This window comes from Mesorhizobium sp. M1227, from assembly GCF_040318315.1.
Classification (GTDB): domain Bacteria; phylum Pseudomonadota; class Alphaproteobacteria; order Rhizobiales; family Rhizobiaceae; genus Mesorhizobium.
The window spans coordinates 120,780-141,745 of the sequence record NZ_JAMYLZ010000002.1 but is presented as its reverse complement, the minus strand read 5'-3'; the positions used below and the strand labels follow the sequence as shown (position 1 = coordinate 141,745).

The 20,966-nt window shown below is 64.2% G+C and carries 11 protein-coding genes; 7 read left to right on the top strand and 4 right to left on the bottom strand.

Features of this window, described 5'->3' with window-relative positions; genetic code table 11:
• Nucleotides 1–141 precede the first annotated feature (141 nt).
• The 6 genes from NKH28_RS03910 to NKH28_RS03885 all read left to right on the top strand — a co-directional run bounded on the left by NKH28_RS03910 (nucleotide 142) and on the right by NKH28_RS03885 (nucleotide 6,092).
• Nucleotides 142–768: a DUF4129 domain-containing protein gene (locus NKH28_RS03910; RefSeq protein WP_352977874.1), complete on the top strand. Its 627-nt coding sequence runs from the start codon at nucleotides 142–144 to the stop codon at nucleotides 766–768.
• Entirely contained in the window at nucleotides 765–1,964 is a 1,200-nt protein-coding gene (locus tag NKH28_RS03905; RefSeq protein WP_352977872.1) for a DUF4350 domain-containing protein, read from the top strand. The genes NKH28_RS03910 and NKH28_RS03905 overlap by 4 nt, the downstream gene beginning before the upstream one ends.
• Nucleotides 1,951–2,907 carry an AAA family ATPase gene (locus tag NKH28_RS03900; RefSeq protein ID WP_352449246.1) on the top strand — a complete coding sequence of 319 codons (957 nt, stop codon included), beginning with the start codon at nucleotides 1,951–1,953 and terminating at the stop codon, nucleotides 2,905–2,907. The genes NKH28_RS03905 and NKH28_RS03900 overlap by 14 nt, the downstream gene beginning before the upstream one ends.
• A complete protein-coding gene (locus NKH28_RS03895) occupies nucleotides 2,904–4,211 on the top strand; it encodes a DUF58 domain-containing protein (RefSeq protein ID WP_352977870.1) in 1,308 nt (435 codons plus the stop codon). Before NKH28_RS03900 ends, NKH28_RS03895 begins: the two co-directional genes overlap by 4 nt.
• A complete protein-coding gene (locus tag NKH28_RS03890; RefSeq protein ID WP_352820539.1) occupies nucleotides 4,208–5,239 on the top strand; it encodes a stage II sporulation protein M in 1,032 nt (343 codons plus the stop codon). Before NKH28_RS03895 ends, NKH28_RS03890 begins: the two co-directional genes overlap by 4 nt.
• Before the next feature lie 64 nt (nucleotides 5,240–5,303).
• Nucleotides 5,304–6,092 (top strand): RDD family protein, encoded by a 789-nt coding sequence (locus NKH28_RS03885; protein WP_352977869.1) that lies wholly within the window; start codon nucleotides 5,304–5,306, stop codon nucleotides 6,090–6,092.
• Nucleotides 6,093–6,760: 668 nt separating this feature from the next.
• Here the strand turns inward: NKH28_RS03885 and NKH28_RS03880 are convergent.
• Entirely contained in the window at nucleotides 6,761–7,447 is a 687-nt protein-coding gene (locus NKH28_RS03880; protein ID WP_352977867.1) for a D-lyxose/D-mannose family sugar isomerase, read from the bottom strand.
• Between the two features lie 246 nt (nucleotides 7,448–7,693).
• On the opposite strand from NKH28_RS03880, the gene NKH28_RS03875 reads away from it, so the two are divergent.
• Entirely contained in the window at nucleotides 7,694–8,752 is a 1,059-nt protein-coding gene (locus NKH28_RS03875; protein ID WP_352978100.1) for a D-TA family PLP-dependent enzyme, read from the top strand.
• A 226-nt stretch (nucleotides 8,753–8,978) separates the two neighbouring features.
• Here the strand turns inward: NKH28_RS03875 and NKH28_RS03870 are convergent, their stop codons facing one another.
• From NKH28_RS03870 to NKH28_RS03860, 3 genes are all read right to left on the bottom strand, one after another.
• On the bottom strand, nucleotides 8,979–9,731 hold the full coding sequence (locus NKH28_RS03870; RefSeq protein ID WP_352820534.1) for a heme ABC transporter permease: 753 nt from the start codon (nucleotides 9,729–9,731) through the stop codon (nucleotides 8,979–8,981).
• A 446-nt stretch (nucleotides 9,732–10,177) separates the two neighbouring features.
• Nucleotides 10,178–11,947 (bottom strand): glucan ABC transporter ATP-binding protein/ permease, encoded by a 1,770-nt coding sequence (locus NKH28_RS03865; protein ID WP_352473659.1) that lies wholly within the window; start codon nucleotides 11,945–11,947, stop codon nucleotides 10,178–10,180.
• Between the two features lie 363 nt (nucleotides 11,948–12,310).
• Nucleotides 12,311–20,887 (bottom strand): glycoside hydrolase family 94 protein, encoded by an 8,577-nt coding sequence (locus NKH28_RS03860; RefSeq protein ID WP_352977865.1) that lies wholly within the window; start codon nucleotides 20,885–20,887, stop codon nucleotides 12,311–12,313.
• Nucleotides 20,888–20,966: the final 79 nt, after the last annotated feature.

Below are 20,966 nucleotides of genomic sequence, written 5' to 3'. Positions count from 1 at the left end.
CGCTTAATCACCGCATATCGGCTGGTGATCCCCGCATTAAATGTGCCAACATTGGAGGTCGACGTCTAGTCCACTTGCAATTGTCTTGCCGCATTGCCAGTGTCGGCTGGGGAACCACAGGTTGCAGGGGAGCGGGTGGCGGTGGCACAGCCAGGCACAGCGGAAGCCGAACGGCTGACCAATCTGCACAAGCAGCTGATCGCCGATGAGTCGATCCAGTTCGACCTGCCGGCCTATGTGCCGCCGAAGCCGCCCGAGTGGCTGAAACCGCTGCAGGATTTTTTGTCGTGGCTCGGTCCCTACATGATCTATCTGTTCTGGGGGGCGGTGATATCGGGCGTCGCAATCATCCTGCTTTTGGTCTTCCTTGAGGTGAAAGGCATCGCCTGGCGGCTGCCGTGGCACCGCCCTCGACCCGAAGTCGAAGACGAAGAAGCCTGGCGCCCCGACGCCGGCGCCGCGCAGATCCTGTTGTCGCAAGCGGATGCGCTGGCCGCACGCGGCGACTACGACGAGGCGGTTCACCTTTTGCTTCGGCGCAGCGTCGCCGATATTGCCGGCCGGCTGCCGGACTTCCTGCGCCCGTCGCTCACCGCGCGCGACATCGCCAATGCCCCTTCCCTGCCGGGAAGGGCGCGCCATGCGTTTACCGAGATCGCCCGCATTGTCGAGGCGGCGCTGTTCGCGCGCCGGCCGGTCGGCGCGGAAGGCTGGCGGCAGGCGCGCGGCGCCTATGAACGTTTCGCCTTCCGGGATGCCTGGACGTGAGCGCACCGGCCGTCGAGGCACAGGAGCCGTTCAATCGAAAGACACTGTTTTGGGGGATTTTCGCCAGCCTCCTTGCGGCAGCCGGTTTCTTCCTGCTGTCCACCTATGCTCCCGATTTCCGGCAACCCGGCAATGGCGGCGCCACGCCGCTGTCGAAAAGCGGCGTCGGCTACGCCGGCCTGGCGGAATGGCTGCGGCTCACCGGCGAAGCGCCCTTGATGGCGCGGACCGAAGACGATCTTGCCAGAGATATACTGCTGATCGTCACCATCTCGCCCGACAGCGATCCGGAGGCGCTTGACCGCATTCTTGAGCTTCGCGATGACCGCGAGACTCTCTTCGTGCTGCCCAAATGGCAGACCTTGCCCCTCCAGCAGCATGAGGGATGGAAGATGAAAATCGAGCGTTTGCCCGACACCGTAGTCAACAATTGGCTCGGCCGGATCGCCAAGGCCAAGCTCGGTGTCGGCAGGAGCACCGTCGAGCAACTCGAGATCCGGGGCCATCTCGTCGCCGCGCCGCAAGACATGCAATGGGTTGCCGACGATCACCCGATCATTGCGGCAGGCAGCGGCAAGGCCGTCCTCGTCGAATTCCAAGACAAACCCTTTTTTATCCTGACCGACCCCGACCTAATCAACAATTCCGCGCTTGGAGATGCCGACAAGGCGGCCGCGGCGCGCGACCTGATCCAATGGCTGCGGCCTGGCAAGGGTCTGGTCATGTTCGATCTGACACTGCACGGCGGGGCGCGGAAATATGACCTCGCCAAGCTTCTGGTCGAGCCGCCGTTCCTGGCGCTGACACTGACGATCCTGATCGCTGCGGCGCTGGCGTTCCTGCATGGCCTTGGCCGGTTCGGCCCGCCGCGTATCGACCAGCGCGCTTTTGCCTTCGGCAAGCGTGCGCTGGTCGATACGACGGCGATGCTCATGCGGCGTGCCGGCCGGCTGGACGAACTGGGAGGCCGCTATGCGGCCTTGATGCGGGTACGCGCCGGCGCGCTGCTCGGGGCACCGCAAGGGTTGCAAGGCAAAGCGCTCGACCACTGGCTCGACTCTCGCGATAAGGAGCAAGCTGGCGGCTTCACGACGCGCTCGCAAGCGGCCGGCGAGGCGAAGAATCTGACACAGATGCAACAGGCAGCAGAACGGCTGCATGACTGGACGGCAAGGAGGCTCGGTGAACGTCGATGATGTGAAGGCCCTGGCGACACGGATCAGGGAAGAAGTGGCCAAGGCGATCACCGGGCAGCACGATACGGTCGACCTGATGCTGACCGCCTTGTTTGCGGGCGGGCATATCCTGCTGGAAGGTCCTCCGGGCACGGCCAAGACCATGACGGCGCGCTGCTTCGCCCAGGCGCTTGGGATCGCCTACGGGCGGATCCAGTTCACGCCGGACCTGATGCCCGGCGATATCGTCGGGTCGAACATCTACAACTTCCAGACCGGGCAGTTCACGCTGACGCGCGGCCCGATCTTCTGCGATCTCCTGCTTGCCGACGAAATCAACCGCACGCCGCCCAAGACGCAGGCCGCACTGCTCGAGGCGATGCAGGAGCATGCGGTCACCTTCGACGGCACCACGCATTCGCTCGGCCGCAATTTCATGGTCGTCGCGACCCAGAATCCGATCGAGCACCAGGGCGTCTATCCGCTGCCGGAGGCGCAGCTCGACCGCTTCCTGTTCAAGCACCGCGTCAGCTATCCCGGCCCCGAGGAAGAACGAGCCATCATCGTCCATCACGGCGGCGGCTCCGCCTCGCACGACATCGCGCAATATGGCATCGAAGCGCAGACGGACCGCGAGACGCTGCAGGAGGCCCTTGAAGTCGTCGGCTCCGTCACCCTTGTCGACGATGTCGTCGGCTACATAGCGGCGCTGGTTCGGGCTACGCGCGAAAATGCCGATCTGGAGGTCGGGGCCAGTCCGCGCGCCGGCGCCATGCTGGCGCGGGCGGCGCGTGCCCGGGCGGCGCTGGACGGACGCGCCTATGTGATCCCCGACGATGTCAAGGCGCTGGCGGTGCCGGCGCTGCGTCATCGCGTCATCCTTTCGCCTGCCGCACAGATCGATGGCCGGCTGGTCGAGCAGATCGTCTCCGACCTGGTCGACCAGACGGAAGCACCACGTTGATCTATCCCAGCGGCCGAGCGGTATGGGCAGCTGCGGCCGGCGCGGTGCCGGCCTTCCTGGTCGCGCTGGCATTGCCGTCGTTCTGGTATCTGGGATTGCTGTGGAGTTGCCTGCTGCTTGCCTTCCTGGCGGTGGATGCCGCGGCCGGACGCGGACGGACATCGCTGAATGCCAGCATCGATGCGCCGCAGCAGGTCGGTGTCGGCGGCGAGTTCAGCGTGCACGTCGCCGCCCGTCACTCGGGGCCGCGCGCCGCGGAGGCTCGGGTCGGCCACGATGCGCGTCTGGCGCCGGTGAGCGGCAGCGGCGGCGCCTTGCAGCCGACCGCTGGAGGCGGGTCGCTCTTCCTCCGCTTCCAGGCGCTGCGGCGCGGCGTCGCCAGCTTCGACCGTCTCTGGGTGCGCTGGCGCGGGCCGTTCGGGCTGGTCTGGAACCAGGTCGTGCTGCCGGTGGAAAGCAAGGTTGCGGTGCTGCCCGACGTCAGCAGCGCTCGCGGCGAGGCGATCACGCTGCTGCAACATGCGGCGCTTGCCGAAGGCCATGCGCAGCGCCGCGCCGGCCAAGGCCGCGAGTTCGACGCGCTCAAGGATTACCAGCCGGGCATGGGCCGGCGGATGATCGACTGGAAGCGCAGCGCCCGCCACGGCAAGCTGTTGGCGCGCGAGTTCCGCATCGAGGAGAACAACAACATCGTGCTGGCCATCGACAGCGGACGCCTGATGTGCGAACCGGTCGACGGTGTGCCGAAGGTGGACCGGGCGGTGACGGCCGCCCTGCTGTCGGCATTCATCGCGCTGAAGGGCGGTGACATGGTCAGCCTGTTCGGCTTCGATGCAAGGCCGCGCGTTTCGAGCGGCGCCGTGCGCGGCCCCGCCAGCTTTGCGATGATCCAGAAACGGGCCGCCGAGATCGACTACTCCAGCGAGGAGACCAATTTCACGCTGGCATTGACGACGCTGGCGGCGCGGCTCGACCGCCGCTCGCTGGTCATCATCTTCACCGATTTCGTCGATCCGATCAGTGCGGAATTGATGCTGAGCACCGTGGGCCGGCTCACCGAACGGCATCTCGTGCTGTTCATGATGATGAAGGACACCGAACTGGAGGGCCTGGCCGACCTGCCGCCACGCTCCGGCGAGGATGTTGCCCGCGCGGTCGTTGCCGGAGGGCTCTTGCGCGAAAGGCAGGTCGTCATCGGCCGGCTGCGCCTGCTTGGGGCGCATGTGATCGAAGCCGACCACAACCGGCTCGGTCCGGCGCTGGTCGAGCGCTATCTGCAGTTCAAGCAGGAGGATTTGCTGTGACGGCGCCGGTACGCGGCAATGCGGTGCGCGGCGACGCGGTGCGCCAGTCGCTGGCCAGCTTCCGCCGCGAGCGCGAGGCCGACTGGAAGGCATTCGAGGCGCTGCTGGCGCGTGTCGAGAAGCGTGCGCCGCGGACGCTTTCCGAAGAGGAGCTGCTGTCGCTGCCGCTGCTCTATCGATCGGCGCTGTCTTCCCTATCGGTGGCGCGCGCGACATCGCTCGATAATGCGCTGGTCGGCTATCTCGAAGCGCTGTCGCTGCGCGGTTATTTCTATCTCTACGGCGCGCGCCGCGGGCTGCGGCAGCGCCTCGCCGATTTCTTCCTGCATGACTGGCCCGAAGCCATTCGCGACCTGTGGCGCGAGACATTGGCGTCGGTCGCGCTGATGGTGATCGGCATTGGTGCAGGCGCCTGGCTGGTGGCATCCGACAAGAGCTGGTTCGACGCGATCATCCCGCCCGGCCTCGCAGGAGGCCGCGGCCCCGACACCTCGGCCGAGCTGCTGCGAGGCATGCTTTATGATGGCGACAATGGCTTTCTCTCAGGCTTTGCCGCCTATCTGTTCACGCACAACGTCCAGGTCGCAATCCTGGCCTTCGCCCTTGGCTTCGCCTTCGCGGTGCCGACGGTGCTGCTGATGCTGTACAACGGCTGCATGATCGGGGCGTTGTTCCAAGTCTATTGGTCCAAGGGGCTTGGCATGGAGCTCGGCGGCTGGCTGGCCATCCACGGCACCACCGAATTGTTCGCAATCTCTTTGGCCGGCGCGGCGGGCATGCGCATCGGCACCAGCATCGCCTTTCCCGGCGAATTGACACGCATGGCGGCAGCGGCTCGCGCCGGACGCATCGCCGCGAACGCCATGGTCGGGGTCTCGGTCATGCTGCTGTTTGCCGGGCTGCTCGAGGGCATTGGCAGGCAGACCATCACCAGCGACGTCACGCGCTACGGCATCGGCGGTGGCATGCTGGTGCTGTGGATCGGTTATTTCTACCTGTTCCGGGCGGTGCGGCATGGCGATCGTTAAACGCGCCGCCTTCGCGGCTATACGGCCGCTGATCACGCCCGAAGGCGTCGATCTCCGGATAAAATTGGCCGACGCCGGCACGCGGGCCTCCGCCTTCCTGCTCGACATCGTGTTCATCGCCGTGGCGGCAATCGTGATCACGATCGTCGCGCTGTTCGGGGTGGGAGGCCTTGGCAGCGAGGGATTTCAGCCGCTCTTCGTCGTCTGGATCATCCTGATCTTCTTTCTGCGCAACGCCTACTTCATCGTCTTCGAAGCGGGCCGGCGCGCGTCTACGCCCGGGAAGCGGATCGTCGGCATCCGGGTCGCGTCGCGCAGCGGAGACGGCCTGTCGATCGACCAGGTCATCGCCCGCAACCTGATGCGCGAGATCGAGGTGTTCCTGCCGCTGTCGATCATCGTTGGACGCAGCGGGACCGACCTCGCCGACACGCTGACGACGGTGTTCGGACTGGTGTGGACGCTGCTGTTTGCCTTGTTCCCGCTGTTCAATCGAGACCGCATGCGGATCGGCGACCTGTTGGCGGGGACCTGGGTGGTCGAGGCGCCGAAACGCGCCTTGCTTGAAGACCTGTCGGCACGGCAGGATCCGGCGGCCGGCGCCTTCCGGTTCAGCCACGCCCAACTCGATGCCTACGGGATTGCCGAACTCCACAAGCTGGAGGAGGTGCTGCGCCGCGACGACTATTTCGCACTGCGGACGGTGGCCGAAACGATCGGACGCAAGATCGGCGCGGCACCCCAAGCCCATGACGCACGCGCATTCCTGACGGCTTACTACGGCGAGCTACGGGCGCATCTCGAGCGCAAGCTGCTGCTGGGCAACCGCAGGGCCGATAAGCATCAGCGGTAGGTTCGCTTTCGCAGCCCTTCTATTGGAGAACTACGATGGCTTGGGTTTGGTACGATCGATTGGATACGTCGTTTCAGCCGGCGACTTTTGACTACGGTTCTCCAGTAACCCCCGTTGATGCGATGACCTCCGTACCAATCGAGGAATCTCGTGGTCGGCCGGTGCTTCGTGCCAGATCCAATTTAATCAATTTTGAAAGCCTTCACTGCCCACCAACTGGCAGCCCTCCGGCTGTTGATGATACGTGGCAGGAAATAATTTTGAAATTCGTGCCCCAAGAGTTTGTTCAATTTTATCCAATAACCTTAGTGGCCCGCGACGGAACGACTAACAAGTTTTCTTGGGTTCTGCCACTCAGCCGGGTTCGCTGCATAGATCCAGAACGATCTGATGTTGCCAGCGCGGTGGAAGGAGGTAACGTCTTACATATAATTTCTTGTAATTTTTACGTTCACTTTGAGCACTGCTTAGGCACTATTCATCTGGCTAGAGATGAGCAGCAGTTAAATCATATAGTTTTGTCCGACGAATTGAGAACTGCACTCGCCGTAACAGGCGAGTCCTCAATGTTTTTTCGACCAGGCGACGTTCCCACGTTGATTAGGCGGAGGGTCCACTGACCAAAGATAGCGCAAACTTTGCCAACCGGCCAGACCGCCCGTCGCTTCTTACCCCACCCACTTCTCATAATCGGACACCAGCAGGTGCAGCGGTGCTGTGTCCTCGTCGATGTCCGCGAAGCGGCCGATTGGTTCGCGGAAGACGTTGTCGGTGAGATCGTCGTTGACGGTCGAAACCTCGCCGATCAGCACGTCCTTGCCCTCGGCCCAGAAGGCGTGCCAGACGCCCGGCAGCAAGGTGACGCTCTGGCCTGGGTCGAGCTTCAGGAGCCCACCCGCAGGTAGTCTGTGGATGGTTCCGTCGACAGGCACCGATACTTCGGCCTTCAGATCGATGCCGCCATCGCGATCATGCATGAACAGCTCCAGCACCAGTTTGCCGCCGCCGCGGTTGATGATGTCCTCGGCCTTGATGTTGTGGCGATGCATCGGCGACAACTGGTCCTTGCGCGAGATCATGATCTTTTCGGCATAGAGCATGCCCATGCCCTTCTTCATGTCCTCGTAGCGGCCGTTGCGGACGGTGAACAGGAACAGGCCGAGCTCGTCGAATTTCTCCTGGCCGTAGTCGGTGATGTCCCAGCCGAGCCGGGAGGAGAAGATTGCCGACGAATCCTGCCGGCGCGCCTTCATCTCTTCCGGCGACCAGTAGGCGAAGGGCGGCATGATGTAGCCGAACGAGCGGATGAAGGCGTCGGCGTCGCGGATGATGTCGTTGATGGCGGAGCGTTTCATGATCGTGGTTCCTTCCCGTCGCTTTGCGAGCGCTAGAACGGTTCATCGTTTCACGGAAACGCCGAACCGCTCGATCTTTTTTTGGACGCAATTCCGGACGGAAAACCGTTTCACACTTTTCCTGGAATTGCTCAAACCGCAATAGCCGAACGTCCATCCGGTGTCGATGCAAACTGCTGTCGCTGGCCCCATGACATGCGGTCCGATCAGGGCCATAAGGTCAACCAATTTTCCGATGGTGAGACCATGCGCAGCATAGACGACCTCGATACGCCGGCGATCCTGATCGATGCCGACCGCGCCGAAGCCAATATCGCGCGGGCGCAGGCCCATGCCGACCGGCACGGGCTGAAGCTCAGGCCGCACGTCAAGACCCACAAGCTGCCCTACTTGGCAAAGAAACAGATCGCGGCGGGCGCCGTCGGCATCACCTGCCAGAAGATCGGCGAGGCCGAGGTCATGGCCGATGCCGGACTGACCGACATCTTTCTGCCCTACAATATCGTCGGGCGGGCCAAGCTGGAGCGCCTCAAGGCGCTGCAAGGCCGCGTAACCCTGTCGGTGACAACGGACAGCATGGACACGCTGATGGGGCTTGCCGCCACCTTTGCCGATCCCGGCCACCGCCTGCCGGTGCTGGTCGAATGCGACACCGGCATGGGCCGCTGCGGTGTGCAGTCGGCCGGCGAGGCAGTCGCGCTGGCGAGCGAGATCGACAAGGTTCGGGGGCTCGTCTTCGGCGGCTTGATGACCTACCCGGGGGCCGGCCGCGCCGCCGAGACCGAGGCGTGGCTCGCCGAAGCGCGGCAAGCACTTGCCGCAGCCGGCCTTGCTTGCGAGCGCATCTCCAGCGGCGGCACACCCGATATGTGGCGTTCCGGCGAGCACAGCGTCGTTACCGAATACCGGCCCGGCACCTACATCTATCTCGACCGCTACCAGGTCGCCAAAGGCGTCGGCAGCCTCGACGATTGCGCCCTGACGGTGCTGTCGACGGTGGTCAGCCACCCAACGCCGACACGCGCGATCCTCGACGCCGGCAGCAAGGCCCTGTCCAGCGACACACTGGGGCTCGCCGATTTCGGTGAGCTGCTGGGCATTTCAGGCGCAAGGGTGACCAGCCTCAGCGAAGAGCACGGCAACGTCACGCTGTCAGGCGGCGCCGAGCTTCGCATCGGCGAGCGCGTGCGCGTCGTGCCCGACCATTGCTGCGTCGTCACCAACCTGTTCGACGAGGTGCATCTGATCGAAGGCGACAAGGTGCTGGAAACGCTGCCGGTGGCAGCACGCGGGCGGATGGGGTGAGTCCAGCTGGAGCGCGTGCGCTTCAGGTACAAAATCCTTCAAACGCTGGAGGGACAGCACCCCCCCTCTGGCCTGCCGGCCATCTCCCCCTCAAGGGGGGAGATCGGTAGCTTCGCCTCTCTTTCAACATTCGCGATTGGCGAAACGATACGTGACATTCAATCTCCCCCCTTGAGGGGGAGATGTCCGGCAGGACAGAGGGGGGCGCGAAGGAACTCGACGGCGGTCAGTTAGCCTGCCTTGCCGCGACGCGGCGCATCGAAATGACTCGGCGGCGGAGGATTTCCGTGCGCATCGCCGCTAGGTGCAGCGCGAAGAAAAGCACGGTGAAGCCGAGTGCCATCACCAGCAATGGCCACAACAGGCTTGGGTCGATGGTCGGGCCACCGAGCCGGAACACCGACGCCGGCTGATGCAGCGTGTTCCACCAGTCGACCGAAAATTTGATGATCGGAATGTTGATGAAGCCGACCAGGGTGATGATGGCGGCGGCCCACGCGGCGCGCCCGGCATCGTCGAGCGCGCGGGTCAGCGCGATGATGCCGAGATACATCAGGAACAGGATGAAGACCGAGGTCAACCGCGCGTCCCATACCCACCAGGTGCCCCACATCGGCTTGCCCCAGATCGAACCGGTGATCAGTGCAAGGGCGGTGAAGACGGCGCCGATGGGTGCCGCCGATTTCAGCGCCACGTCGGCCAGCGGATGGCGCCAGACCAGCGTGCCCAGTGCCGAGACCGCCATCAGCGTGTAGCACATCATGGCGAGCCAGGCGAAAGGCACGTGGATATACATGATGCGAACGGTGATGCCTTGCTGGAAGTCCTCGGGCGCCGTGAAGCTCATGTAGAGGCCGACAGCGAGGATGATGGCGGCAACGCTCGCCAGCCACGGCACGACCTTGTCGGCCAGCCCGACGAACCGCGTCGGGTTGGCAAGGTCCATCCAGCCGGAGAGGCGTGAAGTCGTGTCGCTCATGCCGCCTTACATAGACCGCCGGCGGAGTTGCGGCAACCGCAGCGGCGGTACGGCGTCTCCCGTTCTCCCCGTGAACGGCGGGGCAAGTTGTGTGCGTCAAGTTCTGCAAAATGGCGTGGCATTGCGTTGACGTTGGCGTGTCCGCCGCGCAGCCCCCGTGTTTAGCGGAGCGGCGGACACAATCGCATTTGGATTCTTACGAAGATGGACCCCCACCCTAACCCTCCCCACAAGGGGGAGGGAACGCTGCCGCATGCCCTTACTTCCCCTTTTGGCGCCGAAAGGCAGGCAAATTTGCCGAGGTCAGCGCCAACGGAAGTCTCCCTCCCCCTTGTGGGGAGGGGTTAGGGGTGGGGGTACATCGTAGAGCGAAAGCCTCGGCTCTCCACCTGCGATGGCGCTGCCCCCCTTGTGGTTCCCATAGGGGAGAAGGCAAGCCGCGCTGCTCAAGCGGCTTCGTTCACCGGACGGCTGAGGCGGCGGACCTCCTCGTCGTTGAGCAGGCCGCCGGCGCGCAGCAGGCTGGCGAAGCGACCGTTGCGCAGCGACAGTTCGGTGAACCCGCCCATCTCGACCACCCGGCCCTTGTCCATGAACACGACCAGATCGGCATCGCGAACGGTGGTCAGGCGGTGGGCGATGATGAAGGTGGTGCGGCCGCGCCGCAATTCGTCGATGGCGTCCTTGACGCGGTCTTCCGTCTCGACGTCGAGCGCGCTGGTCGCCTCGTCGAGAACCAGGATGGGCGCGTCCTTCAGCACGGCGCGGGCGATCGCGATGCGCTGGCGCTCGCCACCGGACAGCTGTCCGCCGCGTTCGCCGACGACCGTGTCGTAGCCCTCGCTCTTTGACAGGATGAAATCCTGCGCGGCGGCGGCATTGGCCGCCGCATGGACCTCGTCATAGCTCGCCTCCGCGCGGCCGACGCGGATGTTGTCCTCGATCGAGCGGTTGAGCAGGCCGGCATCCTGGAAGACGGTGGCGATCGAATGGCGCAGCGACTTGCGGGTCACCGTGCGGGTGTCGATGCCGTCGATCAGGATACGGCCGCTGGACGGGGTGAAGACGCGCTGCAGAAGGTTGATGAGCGTCGTCTTGCCGGCGCCCGTCGGGCCGACGATGGCGACGGTCTGGCCGGCCTGGACCTCGAACGACGCGTCGTCGACGCCCTGCCCGGAATTGCCGAACTCGAAGCAGACATTCTCGAAACGCACATGACCCGTGACGTTGACGAGATCGCGCAGCCCATCGGGCTCGGCGGCGTCGGATGCAGAGTCCTCGAGATGATAGAATTCCTCGAGCTTGGCGCGCGCCTCGGAAATCTGGTTGGCGAAGGCCGACATCTGGTCGAGCCGGGCAATCAGCAGCGTGGCAAAGCCGGTAAAGGCGATGACGTCGCCGATGCGCAACTGGCCGTGCGTCACCAGATAGGCGCCGATCAAGAGCACCACCATCATCGAAATCGTCGACGACAGGCGGTGCAGCGCGTTGGCCATCGCCCACCAGTCGAGCACCGGATTCTGTGCGTCGAGCAGGTTCTTGACGTAGCACTTCAGCGCCTCGGTCTCATGGCCGATGCGGTTGTAGCTCTGCAGGACGGCGACGTTGCTGACCGAGTCGGTCACATGCGCAAATACCTTGTGGTAGTGCCGCTCCACGGCCGCCTGGCCTTCCTTGGTGCGCCGCATCACCAGCCGTCCGATGCCGACATAGAGCGCGCCAAGCGCCAGCAGCACCATCGACATGCGGATATCCATGCTGAGCGCGGTGGGCACCAGCAGGACCAACGCAACCGCCGTCGACAGATGCTGCCGCATGAATTCCAGCCAGAGGCTGAACAAGGTCTCGACCGCGCGCAGGAGCGTGTGCAGGGAATTGGAGGTGCCGCGCTGATGATGCCAGGCAAGCGGCATGGTGATCACGCGCTCGAACGACTGGCAAAGAACCTCGCTGCGCCGCTGGTGGGCAAAGCGGTCGGCGCCGCGCGCCACCAGCACGAAGGCGATGATGTTGAACGCGCCGAGGCCGGCCCACATTGCGAGCGTCGCGAATACCGAGCCGCGGTCCGAAATGGCATCGATCACCCGGCCGAACATGATCGGCTCGAGAATGGCGATAATGGCAAGCGCGACATTCGCCCCGCAGATAAACGCAACGCGTTTCCTGTCGGCAGCGAGATAACCAAGGGCTCGCCAGTAGATTTGCAGAAGTGACACTTCAGCTACTCCGCCAATTATTTATGGTGCAGTGCGTCATTTTTTGACTCGTATCGGTTGACGCGTCGCAAAACAATGCTCGTCTAGCTCTTCCGTTCCCATTCCGCGAACAAAAGATGACGACGCTTCGAAATTTGCCGTGATCGTCTAACAGTTTGAGATAAAAGGTGAAATGTCAGCGTTGCGGCAAAATCATGGCAGCTGGAAAGCACTGCCACAATTTTAATCAGCAAGACCCTGGGCACGACGTCTAAAGTCGTGTGCAGGCATTCAGCAAGGTCAAACGCAAATATAACCGGTAGAGGCACTTGGAGCGCCCGTGCGTGCCCTGGGAACGCTAAGCGACGCTCCAAACCCTTGAATCTAGGCCGGTATTCTGACGACCACCTCGGCGCTATCTCCGGCTTTTGGCTCGAAGGACGAAGATTTGGTCTTCGTGCCATTCACTTCAAGTGAGATGGCCCGGGCCTTTTTGTCGCGGACGACGCGTACCTTGATCTCGGCGCCCAGCATCTTCAGAGTTGCCGAATAGCCGTCCCAATGGCTAGGAAGCCTCGGCGTGAACTGGAGGCGCTGTCCGCGGCGCTCTATGCCGAGAATGCTCTCGACCGCGGCGCGATAAAGCCAGCCCGCCGACCCGGTATACCAGGTCCAGCCGCCGCGGCCGCCCTTGTCTTGCCCGGAATAAACATCGGCCGCGACGACATAAGGTTCCACGCGGTAGCGCTCTGCCGCGGCTTCATCGCGCGCATGGTAGACCGGATTGAGCATTGAAAGGCAGCGGTAGGCATCGTCGGTGCGGCCCATTTCGGCGAGCGCAATGACGAACCATGTTGCCGCGTGCGTGTATTGGCCGCCGTTTTCACGGACCCCCGGCGGATAGCTCTTGATGTAGCCCGGGTCCTTTTCCGTCTTCGAGAAGGGCGGGGTGAACAGTTTGACGATGTTGAGGTCGTCGTCGACGAGCGCTTTCATCGCCTGCGCCATTGCCGTGGTCGACCGCGCCGGGTCGCCCTCGCCCGAAAGCACGCTCCAGGACTGGGCGATCGAGTCGATCTTGCACTCGTCCGACTTGCGCGAGCCGAGCGGCGTGCCGTCGTCGAAACTGCCGCGCCGATACCACTCGCCATCCCAGGCGGTGCTCTCCAGCGCCCGTTTCAGCACCTCGGCGTGCTTCGTCCAGGCCTGCACGCGCTTGGCATCGCGCTCCGCCTTGGCGACAGCGGCAAAGTCGCCCAGCGTCTTCAGCAGGAACCAGCCCAGCCATATGCTCTCGCCCTTGCCGTGCTCGCCGACGCGGTTCATGCCGTCGTTCCAGTCGCCGCCGAGGATCAGCGGCAGCCCGGCCGGGCTGCTGCGCTTGACGGCAAGATCGAGCGCCCGCGCGCAATGGTCATAGAGCGAGGCTGTCTTCTTCGAGATTTCCGGGATGAAGAAAGCATCGTGCTCGCCTTCGCCCAGCGCCTGCCCTTCGATGAAGGGCAGTTGCTCCTTCAGGATCGCGGTGTCGCCGGTCACCAGCAGGTAACGGGCCGTGGCGTGGGCCAGCCAGACCACGTCGTCCGAGATCATGGTGCGGACGCCGGCCTCGGTGCGCGGCAGCCACCAATGCTGCACGTCGCCTTCGGGGAATTGCCGCCGCGCCGCATTGAGGATCTGATCACGCGCCAGCTTGGGGTCATGCGCCAGCAAAGCCAAGGTATCCTGCAGCTGATCGCGGAAGCCGAAGGCACCGCTCGCCTGATAGAACGCCGAGCGGGCACGGATGCGGCAGGCCAGGCTCTGATAGGGCAGCCAGTGATTGACCATGGCGTCGAGTGCCTTGTCCGGCGTCTCGACCTGGATTGTGTCGAGAAAGCCGCGCCATGTGCGCTCGTTGTCGGCCAGCCGCTGATCGAAATCCCTGGAGCGATGGGTCTGCACCAGCGCGCTGGCCGCCTCGGGCGAGGCCGCGTCGCCGAGCAGCCAGAGCAGCGTGACGTCGCCGCCGGCAGCGATGTCGATGTCGCGTGCGATGGCCGCGCAGGGATCGTCGCCGGCCTCGACACGGCCGGACAGGCCGGCGCCGCTCAGCACGGCATGCGGAAACTCGCTCGTGCCTTGCCTGCCGATGAACTCGCCGCGATCGGCGGTGACCGAATGCACAGCACCGTCGGCGGCCAGAAAGGCGATCCGCTCGCCGAAATCGAGCCCATAGGGATTTTGCGCCAGCAATGCGCCGGTTGCGGCATCCCTCGACGGAACGATGCTTGCAGCGGTGCGCGAGCGATGGCCGCCAAGAACCCATTCCGCATAGGCGTAGACGCGCAGCCGCATCGGCACCGAACCCGAATTCTGGATGCGCAGCCGCGATATCTTCACCGGATCGACGGGATCGACGACATGGGTCAGGTCCATCGACAGCGGCCCGCGTTTTGAGCGGAGCGTCGAAAAACCCTGCCCGTGCCAGGTTTCGTAGGTCATTGTCGGATCACGCACCACGGCAGCCATTGGCGAGAACGCCCTGCCACTGGCGTGATCGTAGATGTAGATGCCCTCGCCCGGCCGGTTAGTGACCGGATCGTTCGACCATGGCGTCAACTGATAGTCGCGGCTGTTGCGGCTCCAGGTGAAGGCAGCGCCTTCAGCCGAAATGTGGAACCCGAACGATGGGTTGGAGATGACGTTGATCCACGGCTGCGGCGTCGTGCGCCGGCCGGCAAGACGCACGACGTAGTGGCGTCCGCCGCCGTCGAAGCCGCCGAAACCGTTCCATTGGTCGAGCCCGCTGCCGTCGACGCGGCCCTCGATCAGTGCCTGGGCGGCCGATGCTTGCGACGTCGGCACCGGCAAGGACGGCTCGCGAAGCGCTGCAAGGTCTGCCGGCTGGAGGGCGGCGTCCCGCGCCTGCAATGCCGCGGCCTCGGCACGCTCGATCTGGTCGAAGATGGTGCCGTTGCGCGTATGCAGCACCACCCGAGCGACGGCGAGCAAGGTCCGGTAGGTCGTTTCCTCCATCAGATCGCGGCGCACCGCGAAGATGTGCTGGCGGGGTCCGAGTTCCTTGCCGCGCAACCGGCTGTTTTCGCACAGCGTCTCCACCGCGCGCTGCAGGTCCTGCACGTAGGATGACGCCTGCTCGTTGACGACGACAAAGTCGATCATCATGCCGCGGGCGCGCATGTATTCCTGGAAGCGAAGCGCCTGGGCGACGATCTCCAGATCGGCGACATCGGCGATCCTGACCAGGAAAATCGGAAAATCGCCGGATATGCTGGTCGGCCACAGGCTGGACTGCCTGCCGAGCCCGGAGACGATGGATTCGCCCGGAAGGCGCAGGAACGGATCGGGATAGATCAGATAGCGCGCCAGCTTCTGCACATTGGCGGCGTCGGACAGGCTGAGGCCAAGGTGCCGGGTCTGCACCTGCGAGCGCGTCCAGGCGAGCATCGCCTGGCGGGCGAAGCTTTCGGGATGGTCGAGCCGTGCGATGGCGGCATCCAATTCGGCGCGATGGGTACCGACGACGGTCCAGAACGTCAGCGAAATCTTCTTGTTGGCCGGCACGCGCACCTGCCGGCGAAGCGATGCGATCGGATCCAGGGTAAAGCCGGAATGGCCGCCAAGCTTGGCGCCGGGATCAAAGGCCGCCGCTTCGGTGATGGTGCGGCCGCGGCCGATGAAGGCGCGCCTGTCGGTTTCCGCCTCGGCGTCTCGCGCCGATCCAGACGGGTCGGTGACGAAATGCACCATGGTGACGTCGGGTTCGTCCTTTTCGCGCTTGCGCCTGGTGGCGAAGATCGCGCCGTTGTTCGGCGCGATTTCGGTTTCCACGAACATCTTCGAAAAAGCCGGATGGGCATTATCCGAGGGCTCGGAGCCCAGCACCAGTTCGGCAAACGAGGTTACTTCGATATGCCGGTCGGCGGGGCCATCATTGTGGAGCGTCACCCGTCGGCCCTCACCATTGCCTTCCGAGATGACGATGCACTCGACTTCCGAACGCAGCGATCCAATCGATTTGACGAAGCTCGCCTTGTCGTCGGAGAACAGCGTCTGCGCACGCTCGCCGGCGGCGCGCTTCGGCTCGGCGGTGGCCGACCACCAGTCGCCGTTGCTGGCGTCGCGCAGGAAAATATAGGAACCAAGGCGGTCCTCGGTCGGATCCGGCTGCCAGCGCGTGACGGCAAGTTCGCCCCAGCGGCTGTAGCCGGAGCCGGTGGCGGTCACCATGACCGAATAGCGGCCATTGGACATGACACTGGTCGAGCGCAGCGCCTTGAGCGGATCGAGCACGATGCGGGTATCCGGGCTTTCCAGCTCGGTCTCGTCCTTCGAGCGCTCGTCGGCCTCGGTCCTGACGGTCGCAGTCGGGATGTCGCGCGGCGCCCGTTCCTGCAGCAGCAATTCGGCCGACTCGATCACCGGATCGCTGTGGAAGCGGTCGCGCAGGCGCCCTTCGAAGATCGCATCGGCAACTGCGGCAATCGACATGCCGGAGTGGTGGGCCATGTAGTTGAGCACGACGGCGTGGTCGGTGCCCTCGGGGACGCGTTGCGGCGTGAAATCCACCGCATCGTAAAAACCGTGCCGGCCCAGTGCGCCCAGCCGCCTCAGCCTGGCCAGGTTCTGCACGGATTCATGCGGCGTGAACTGCGCTGCCAGCACGGTCGCGTAAGGCGCGATCACCGTGTTTTGGCCAAGGCCGCGCTTCAGGCCGAGCCCGGGCACGCCGAAATTGGTGTACTGGTAGGTCAGTTCACGGTCGCGGGCGTTGTAGGCCGCTTCCGAAATCCCCCAGGGAACGTTCTTCGAACGGCCATACTGGATCTGGCGCTTGATGATGAGCTTGCTGGTCTGGTTGAGAATGCTGCCTTGCGGCTCCTTCATCACCAGCGGCGGCATCAGATATTCGAACATCGAGCCGGACCAGGACATCAGTGCGCCCTGGAAGCCGATCTCGACGATCGGCCGGCCGAGCCGGAACCAGTGCTCGGTCGGCAAATCGCCCTTGGCGATGGCGAACAGGCTGGTCAGCCGCGCCTCGGACGCCAAAAGGTCGTAGCAGCTTTCGTCGAGCTGATGCTCCTCGACCCGGTAACCGATCGACAGGAGCTTGCGCTCGGGCCGCATCAGGAACGAGAAATCCATCTCGAAGGCGAAGCGGCGCGTGCGCTCGCGCAAGGTCAGAAGCTTGGCCCGCAACGCCGCGACCGCGTTTTCGTCGCTGTGCGCGTCGTGCACATGCGCCTCGCAGGTGGCTTCGAGCCTGGCCGCCCAATCGGCGATGGTGTCGCTCTGGGTCGACGCGGCCTCGGTGTGGATGGCTGTCGCGAGCTTGCGTATCTCGCCGGCCAGGACGGCCAGGTTGATGGTACGGATCGACGCCATCTCCGGCTGCGCCTTGATCAATTCGACGGCCCGCCGCATGCCGTCGAGACGGTCGGCGAGCCGCTGGCGCAAGGGCCGCAATTGACGCCGGTCGTCGGGCAGTTCCTCAAGGCTTTCGTCGAGGATGGTGACGGTGTCGAGGATGCCTTCGAAGTCGCCCTGCACATGCACCGACGGCGCTTCGGCCCATTCGGCGCAGGCAGCGGCCACGGCCACCAGATGGCCGGCGAGATTGCCGCTGTCGACCGCCGAAATGTACAGCGGGTAGAGCGGCTTCAGGGTCGTCGTGTCATACCAGTTGAAGAGATGGCCGCGGTCGCGCGGCATGCTCTCGATGGTCGACATGGTCGCGTCGATGCGGTTGACGGCGTCGGAGAGGCTGATCCAGCCGAAATCGCGTGCCGAAATCACCGACAGCAGGTAGACGCCGATATTGGTCGGCGAGGTGCGGGGCGCCACAACGGGGGCCGGGCTTTCCTGGAAATTGTCCGGCGGCAGATGGTGATGCTCGGCCGTCACGAAGGTCTCGAAATAGTGCCATGTACGCCGCGCCACGGTGCGCAGCGCGTGAATGTCGGCGGCCGATATGCGCAGGCGGTCCTCGGTTTCGGCCGAACGGCTGATCCAGCAGGCGATGGCGGGCGAGCCGATCCAGAACAAGGCAAAGAAGAAGGCGACGAAAGCGCCGGTGGAATCGGCCAGCACCGGCACGGCGAGGCCGACGACGCCGATGATCACGGCGCCGTACATGATGCTGTAGTAGGAGCCGAGATCGTTGTCGCCGCCCTTGTGTGCCTGCGAGGCGGTGCGCCATTCGAGCAGGTTCTGGCGGCTGACGAACAGGCGGTAGAGCGTGCGGATGATCGCGTCGCCCATCATCCAGGCAAGGTGCGCCATCAGCACGATCTTCAGCGCCACCAGGGCAGTGCCGAAGGCAACGTCGCGCGCCAGTGCCGAGAAATGGCCGCGCGGCGTCTGGTCGCCGCTCTTCGGCAGGATGGCGTCGACGATGTCGAAAGTGGGCGCCATGAACAGCGTGAGGATCAGCAGCGCCTGCCATTGGGCGGCCTGCGTGAAGGGCAGCAGCGTCCAGCCGGCGATCGCGGCCATCACCCAGAAGATCGGCGTCACCGAGCGGCGCAGATTGTCCACCATCTTCCAGCGCGACAGCGCTGGCACGTTTGAGCGCGGGCCAAGAATGAAGCCCAGAAGCTGCCAGTCGCCGCGTGCCCAGCGATGGTGGCGCGACGCGTCGACCGAATAGCGGGTCGGATAGTCCTCGACCAGTTCGACGTCGGTGACCAAGGCCGAGCGCGCCAGGGCGCCTTCGAGCAGATCATGGCTGAGGATGGTGTTTTCCTCGATGCGGCCCTTCAACGCCGCCTCGAAGGCGTCGACATGGTAAAGACCCTTGCCGGTGAAGGAACCGTCGCCGAAGATGTCCTGGTAGAGGTCCGACACGGCAAAGACGTACGGATCGAGCCCGCGATTGGCGGAAAAGACACGCTGAAAGAACGATGCCTCGTCGCCACTGGTCAGCGACGCGGTGATACGCGGCTGCAGGATGGAATAACCTGCCGTAACCTCGCGCCGTGCGACATCGAAATGCGGACGGTTGAGCGGGTGGCAAAGCTTGCCGGCCAGCGCAGCGACGGCGTCGCGGGTGGTGCGGGTGTCGGCGTCCAGCGTCATCACGTGGACGACGCTCTCCGGCAATGGCACTTCCAGCGGCAGGAAGGTGGTGTCGCTGTCGCCGCGCAGCAGAAGGTTCAATTCGTGCAGCTTGCCGCGCTTGCGCTCCCAGCCCATCCAGACGCCTTGCGATGCGTTGTAGAGCCGGCGCCGATGCAGCAGATAAAAGCGCGGCGCCCCTTCCGAGTCCGAGGGATAGCGGGCGTTCAGCCTGGCGATTTCGGCGCGGGCGAATTCGAGGATTTCGACATCCGCCGTATCGATCTCGGTCTTGGAGTCCGGCCAGTCGGAAAGCAGCGCGAAATAGACTTCGCCCGCCGTGTTGGCGAGGTGATGCACCTCGATGTTGCGGATGTTCTCCTCGACATCGTCGCGCGAGCCGATCAGCGACGGCACCACCACCAGCGTGCGCGCCTCGGGCGGCACACCGTGCCTGAAATCATAGCCGATGAGACGCGTCGGCTTCAAAAACAGCGAGACGACGGTGTTGAAGAATGCGAGCGCGCCTTCGCTGGCCGGCACCGCGAACAGGGCCAGCATCAGGACGATCGACGGCACCGACAGGCCGAGATTGGCAAGCGCATTGCCGGAAACGACCAGAAGCAGGACCGTCAGCGCAAACACCGGCACGACAATGCCCAGCCATCCGGTCTTGCGGAAGGTCCGGTTGAGCGTCTTGCCGATGGTCGGCCGGTAGCCGATCGACCGCTCGAGCTCCTGCCGGCGCGGGCCGACCAGAAAGAAGCCGACGTCGGTGTGAGCGATCGGACCGGTTTCGGAGCCCGGTGCAGCGGCAGCATGGCCGGCGAGCTCGATCGCCCTTTCGGCAACGCGAAATTCGGAGAGATCGGAACGGCGCGCCAGCTCCTCGATCGCAGTCCGGTACTGGTCGCGCGAAAAGAAATCGAGCGCGGCGAAATCGGTGCGTTCGCGCAGCAAGGTGTCGATGCGGCTGACGCCCTCGAACCACACCGTCCAGTCGATGTCGTTGATCAGGCGCAGGCCGCGGATGATGTTGCCGGTGGTCACGTTGCCGCTGGACAGCGTGTGGTGCTCGCTGAGGATGATCTCCTCGGCGTCGGAGCCGGTCCGTTCCAGCTCGCCCTCCAGCCATTCCAGCGCCCTGCCGGCATTTTGCGAGCCGTCACGCAGCCGGTAGAGCAACTGGGTGGCGAAGGTGGTGTCCTGCGCATGGGCGCTGTAGTGGGAAAGTATCGCCTGCCGGTCGGCGCTGTCGTCCGTCGCCAGCACACGGTCGGCGACCTCGTTGGCGATCTGGCGCAGTTCCCGCGTGCGATTGACGCGGACCGCGATCCGGCGAAGGTTCTCGATCAGGACGAAGCGCAGCAGCGACGGCAGCGCCCATAATTCGCCGATCTTCAGCGGCTCGACGGACTGGAAGCCTTCGACAATCGCCTTGAACATGGCCGACGAGACGGAACTGTCGGAATGCGCGACATAGGTCCACGCGACCGCCAGTGCGCGCGGCACGCTGGATCCGTCGGACAGTTTCAGCGTCGGCAACTGACGGTAGAAGCGGCGCGGCAGGTCGCGCTTGACCTGAAAAATGGTCTCCTCGACTAGGTAGTTGTTGTCGAGCAGCCACTGCGCCGCGGGCGTGATCGTTTCGCCCCTCGCCTGGGCAGCGTTGGTGGAACGGTAGACATCGAGAATTTTCCTGGCGCTGTCGCGGATGCGGGCCTGAAAATCGAAAGGCGTCAGACCGAACAAGTCCTTGGCATCGCCATTGGCAAGGGCTGCGCCCACAGCGCGCAGCCGATCTTCCGGCAGGAAATTGGAGCGTATCGGCTCGTCGGTGACAGCCGGGAAGCTGGCGCTCGTCTTTTCGATCTGTGCGAGATTGGTCTGGATATTCATCTAAGGTTCCGTGTTGGGGACGCAGTGCGGCGTCACCGCCACGGCAATGTCCCTAAAACCGGTCCAAATGCAATTGGTT

Bases quoted from the DNA above. Each gene is read 5' to 3' on its own strand.
- NKH28_RS03870 (WP_352820534.1), bottom strand. From the start codon at position 9,731: ATGAGCGACACGACTTCACGCCTCTCCGGCTGGATGGACCTTGCCAAC.
- NKH28_RS03875 (WP_352978100.1), top strand. From the start codon at position 7,694: ATGCGCAGCATAGACGACCTCGATACGCCGGCGATCCTGATCGATGCC.
- NKH28_RS03860 (WP_352977865.1), bottom strand. From the start codon at position 20,887: ATGAATATCCAGACCAATCTCGCACAGATCGAAAAGACGAGCGCCAGC.
- NKH28_RS03880 (WP_352977867.1), bottom strand. From the start codon at position 7,447: ATGAAACGCTCCGCCATCAACGACATCATCCGCGACGCCGACGCCTTC.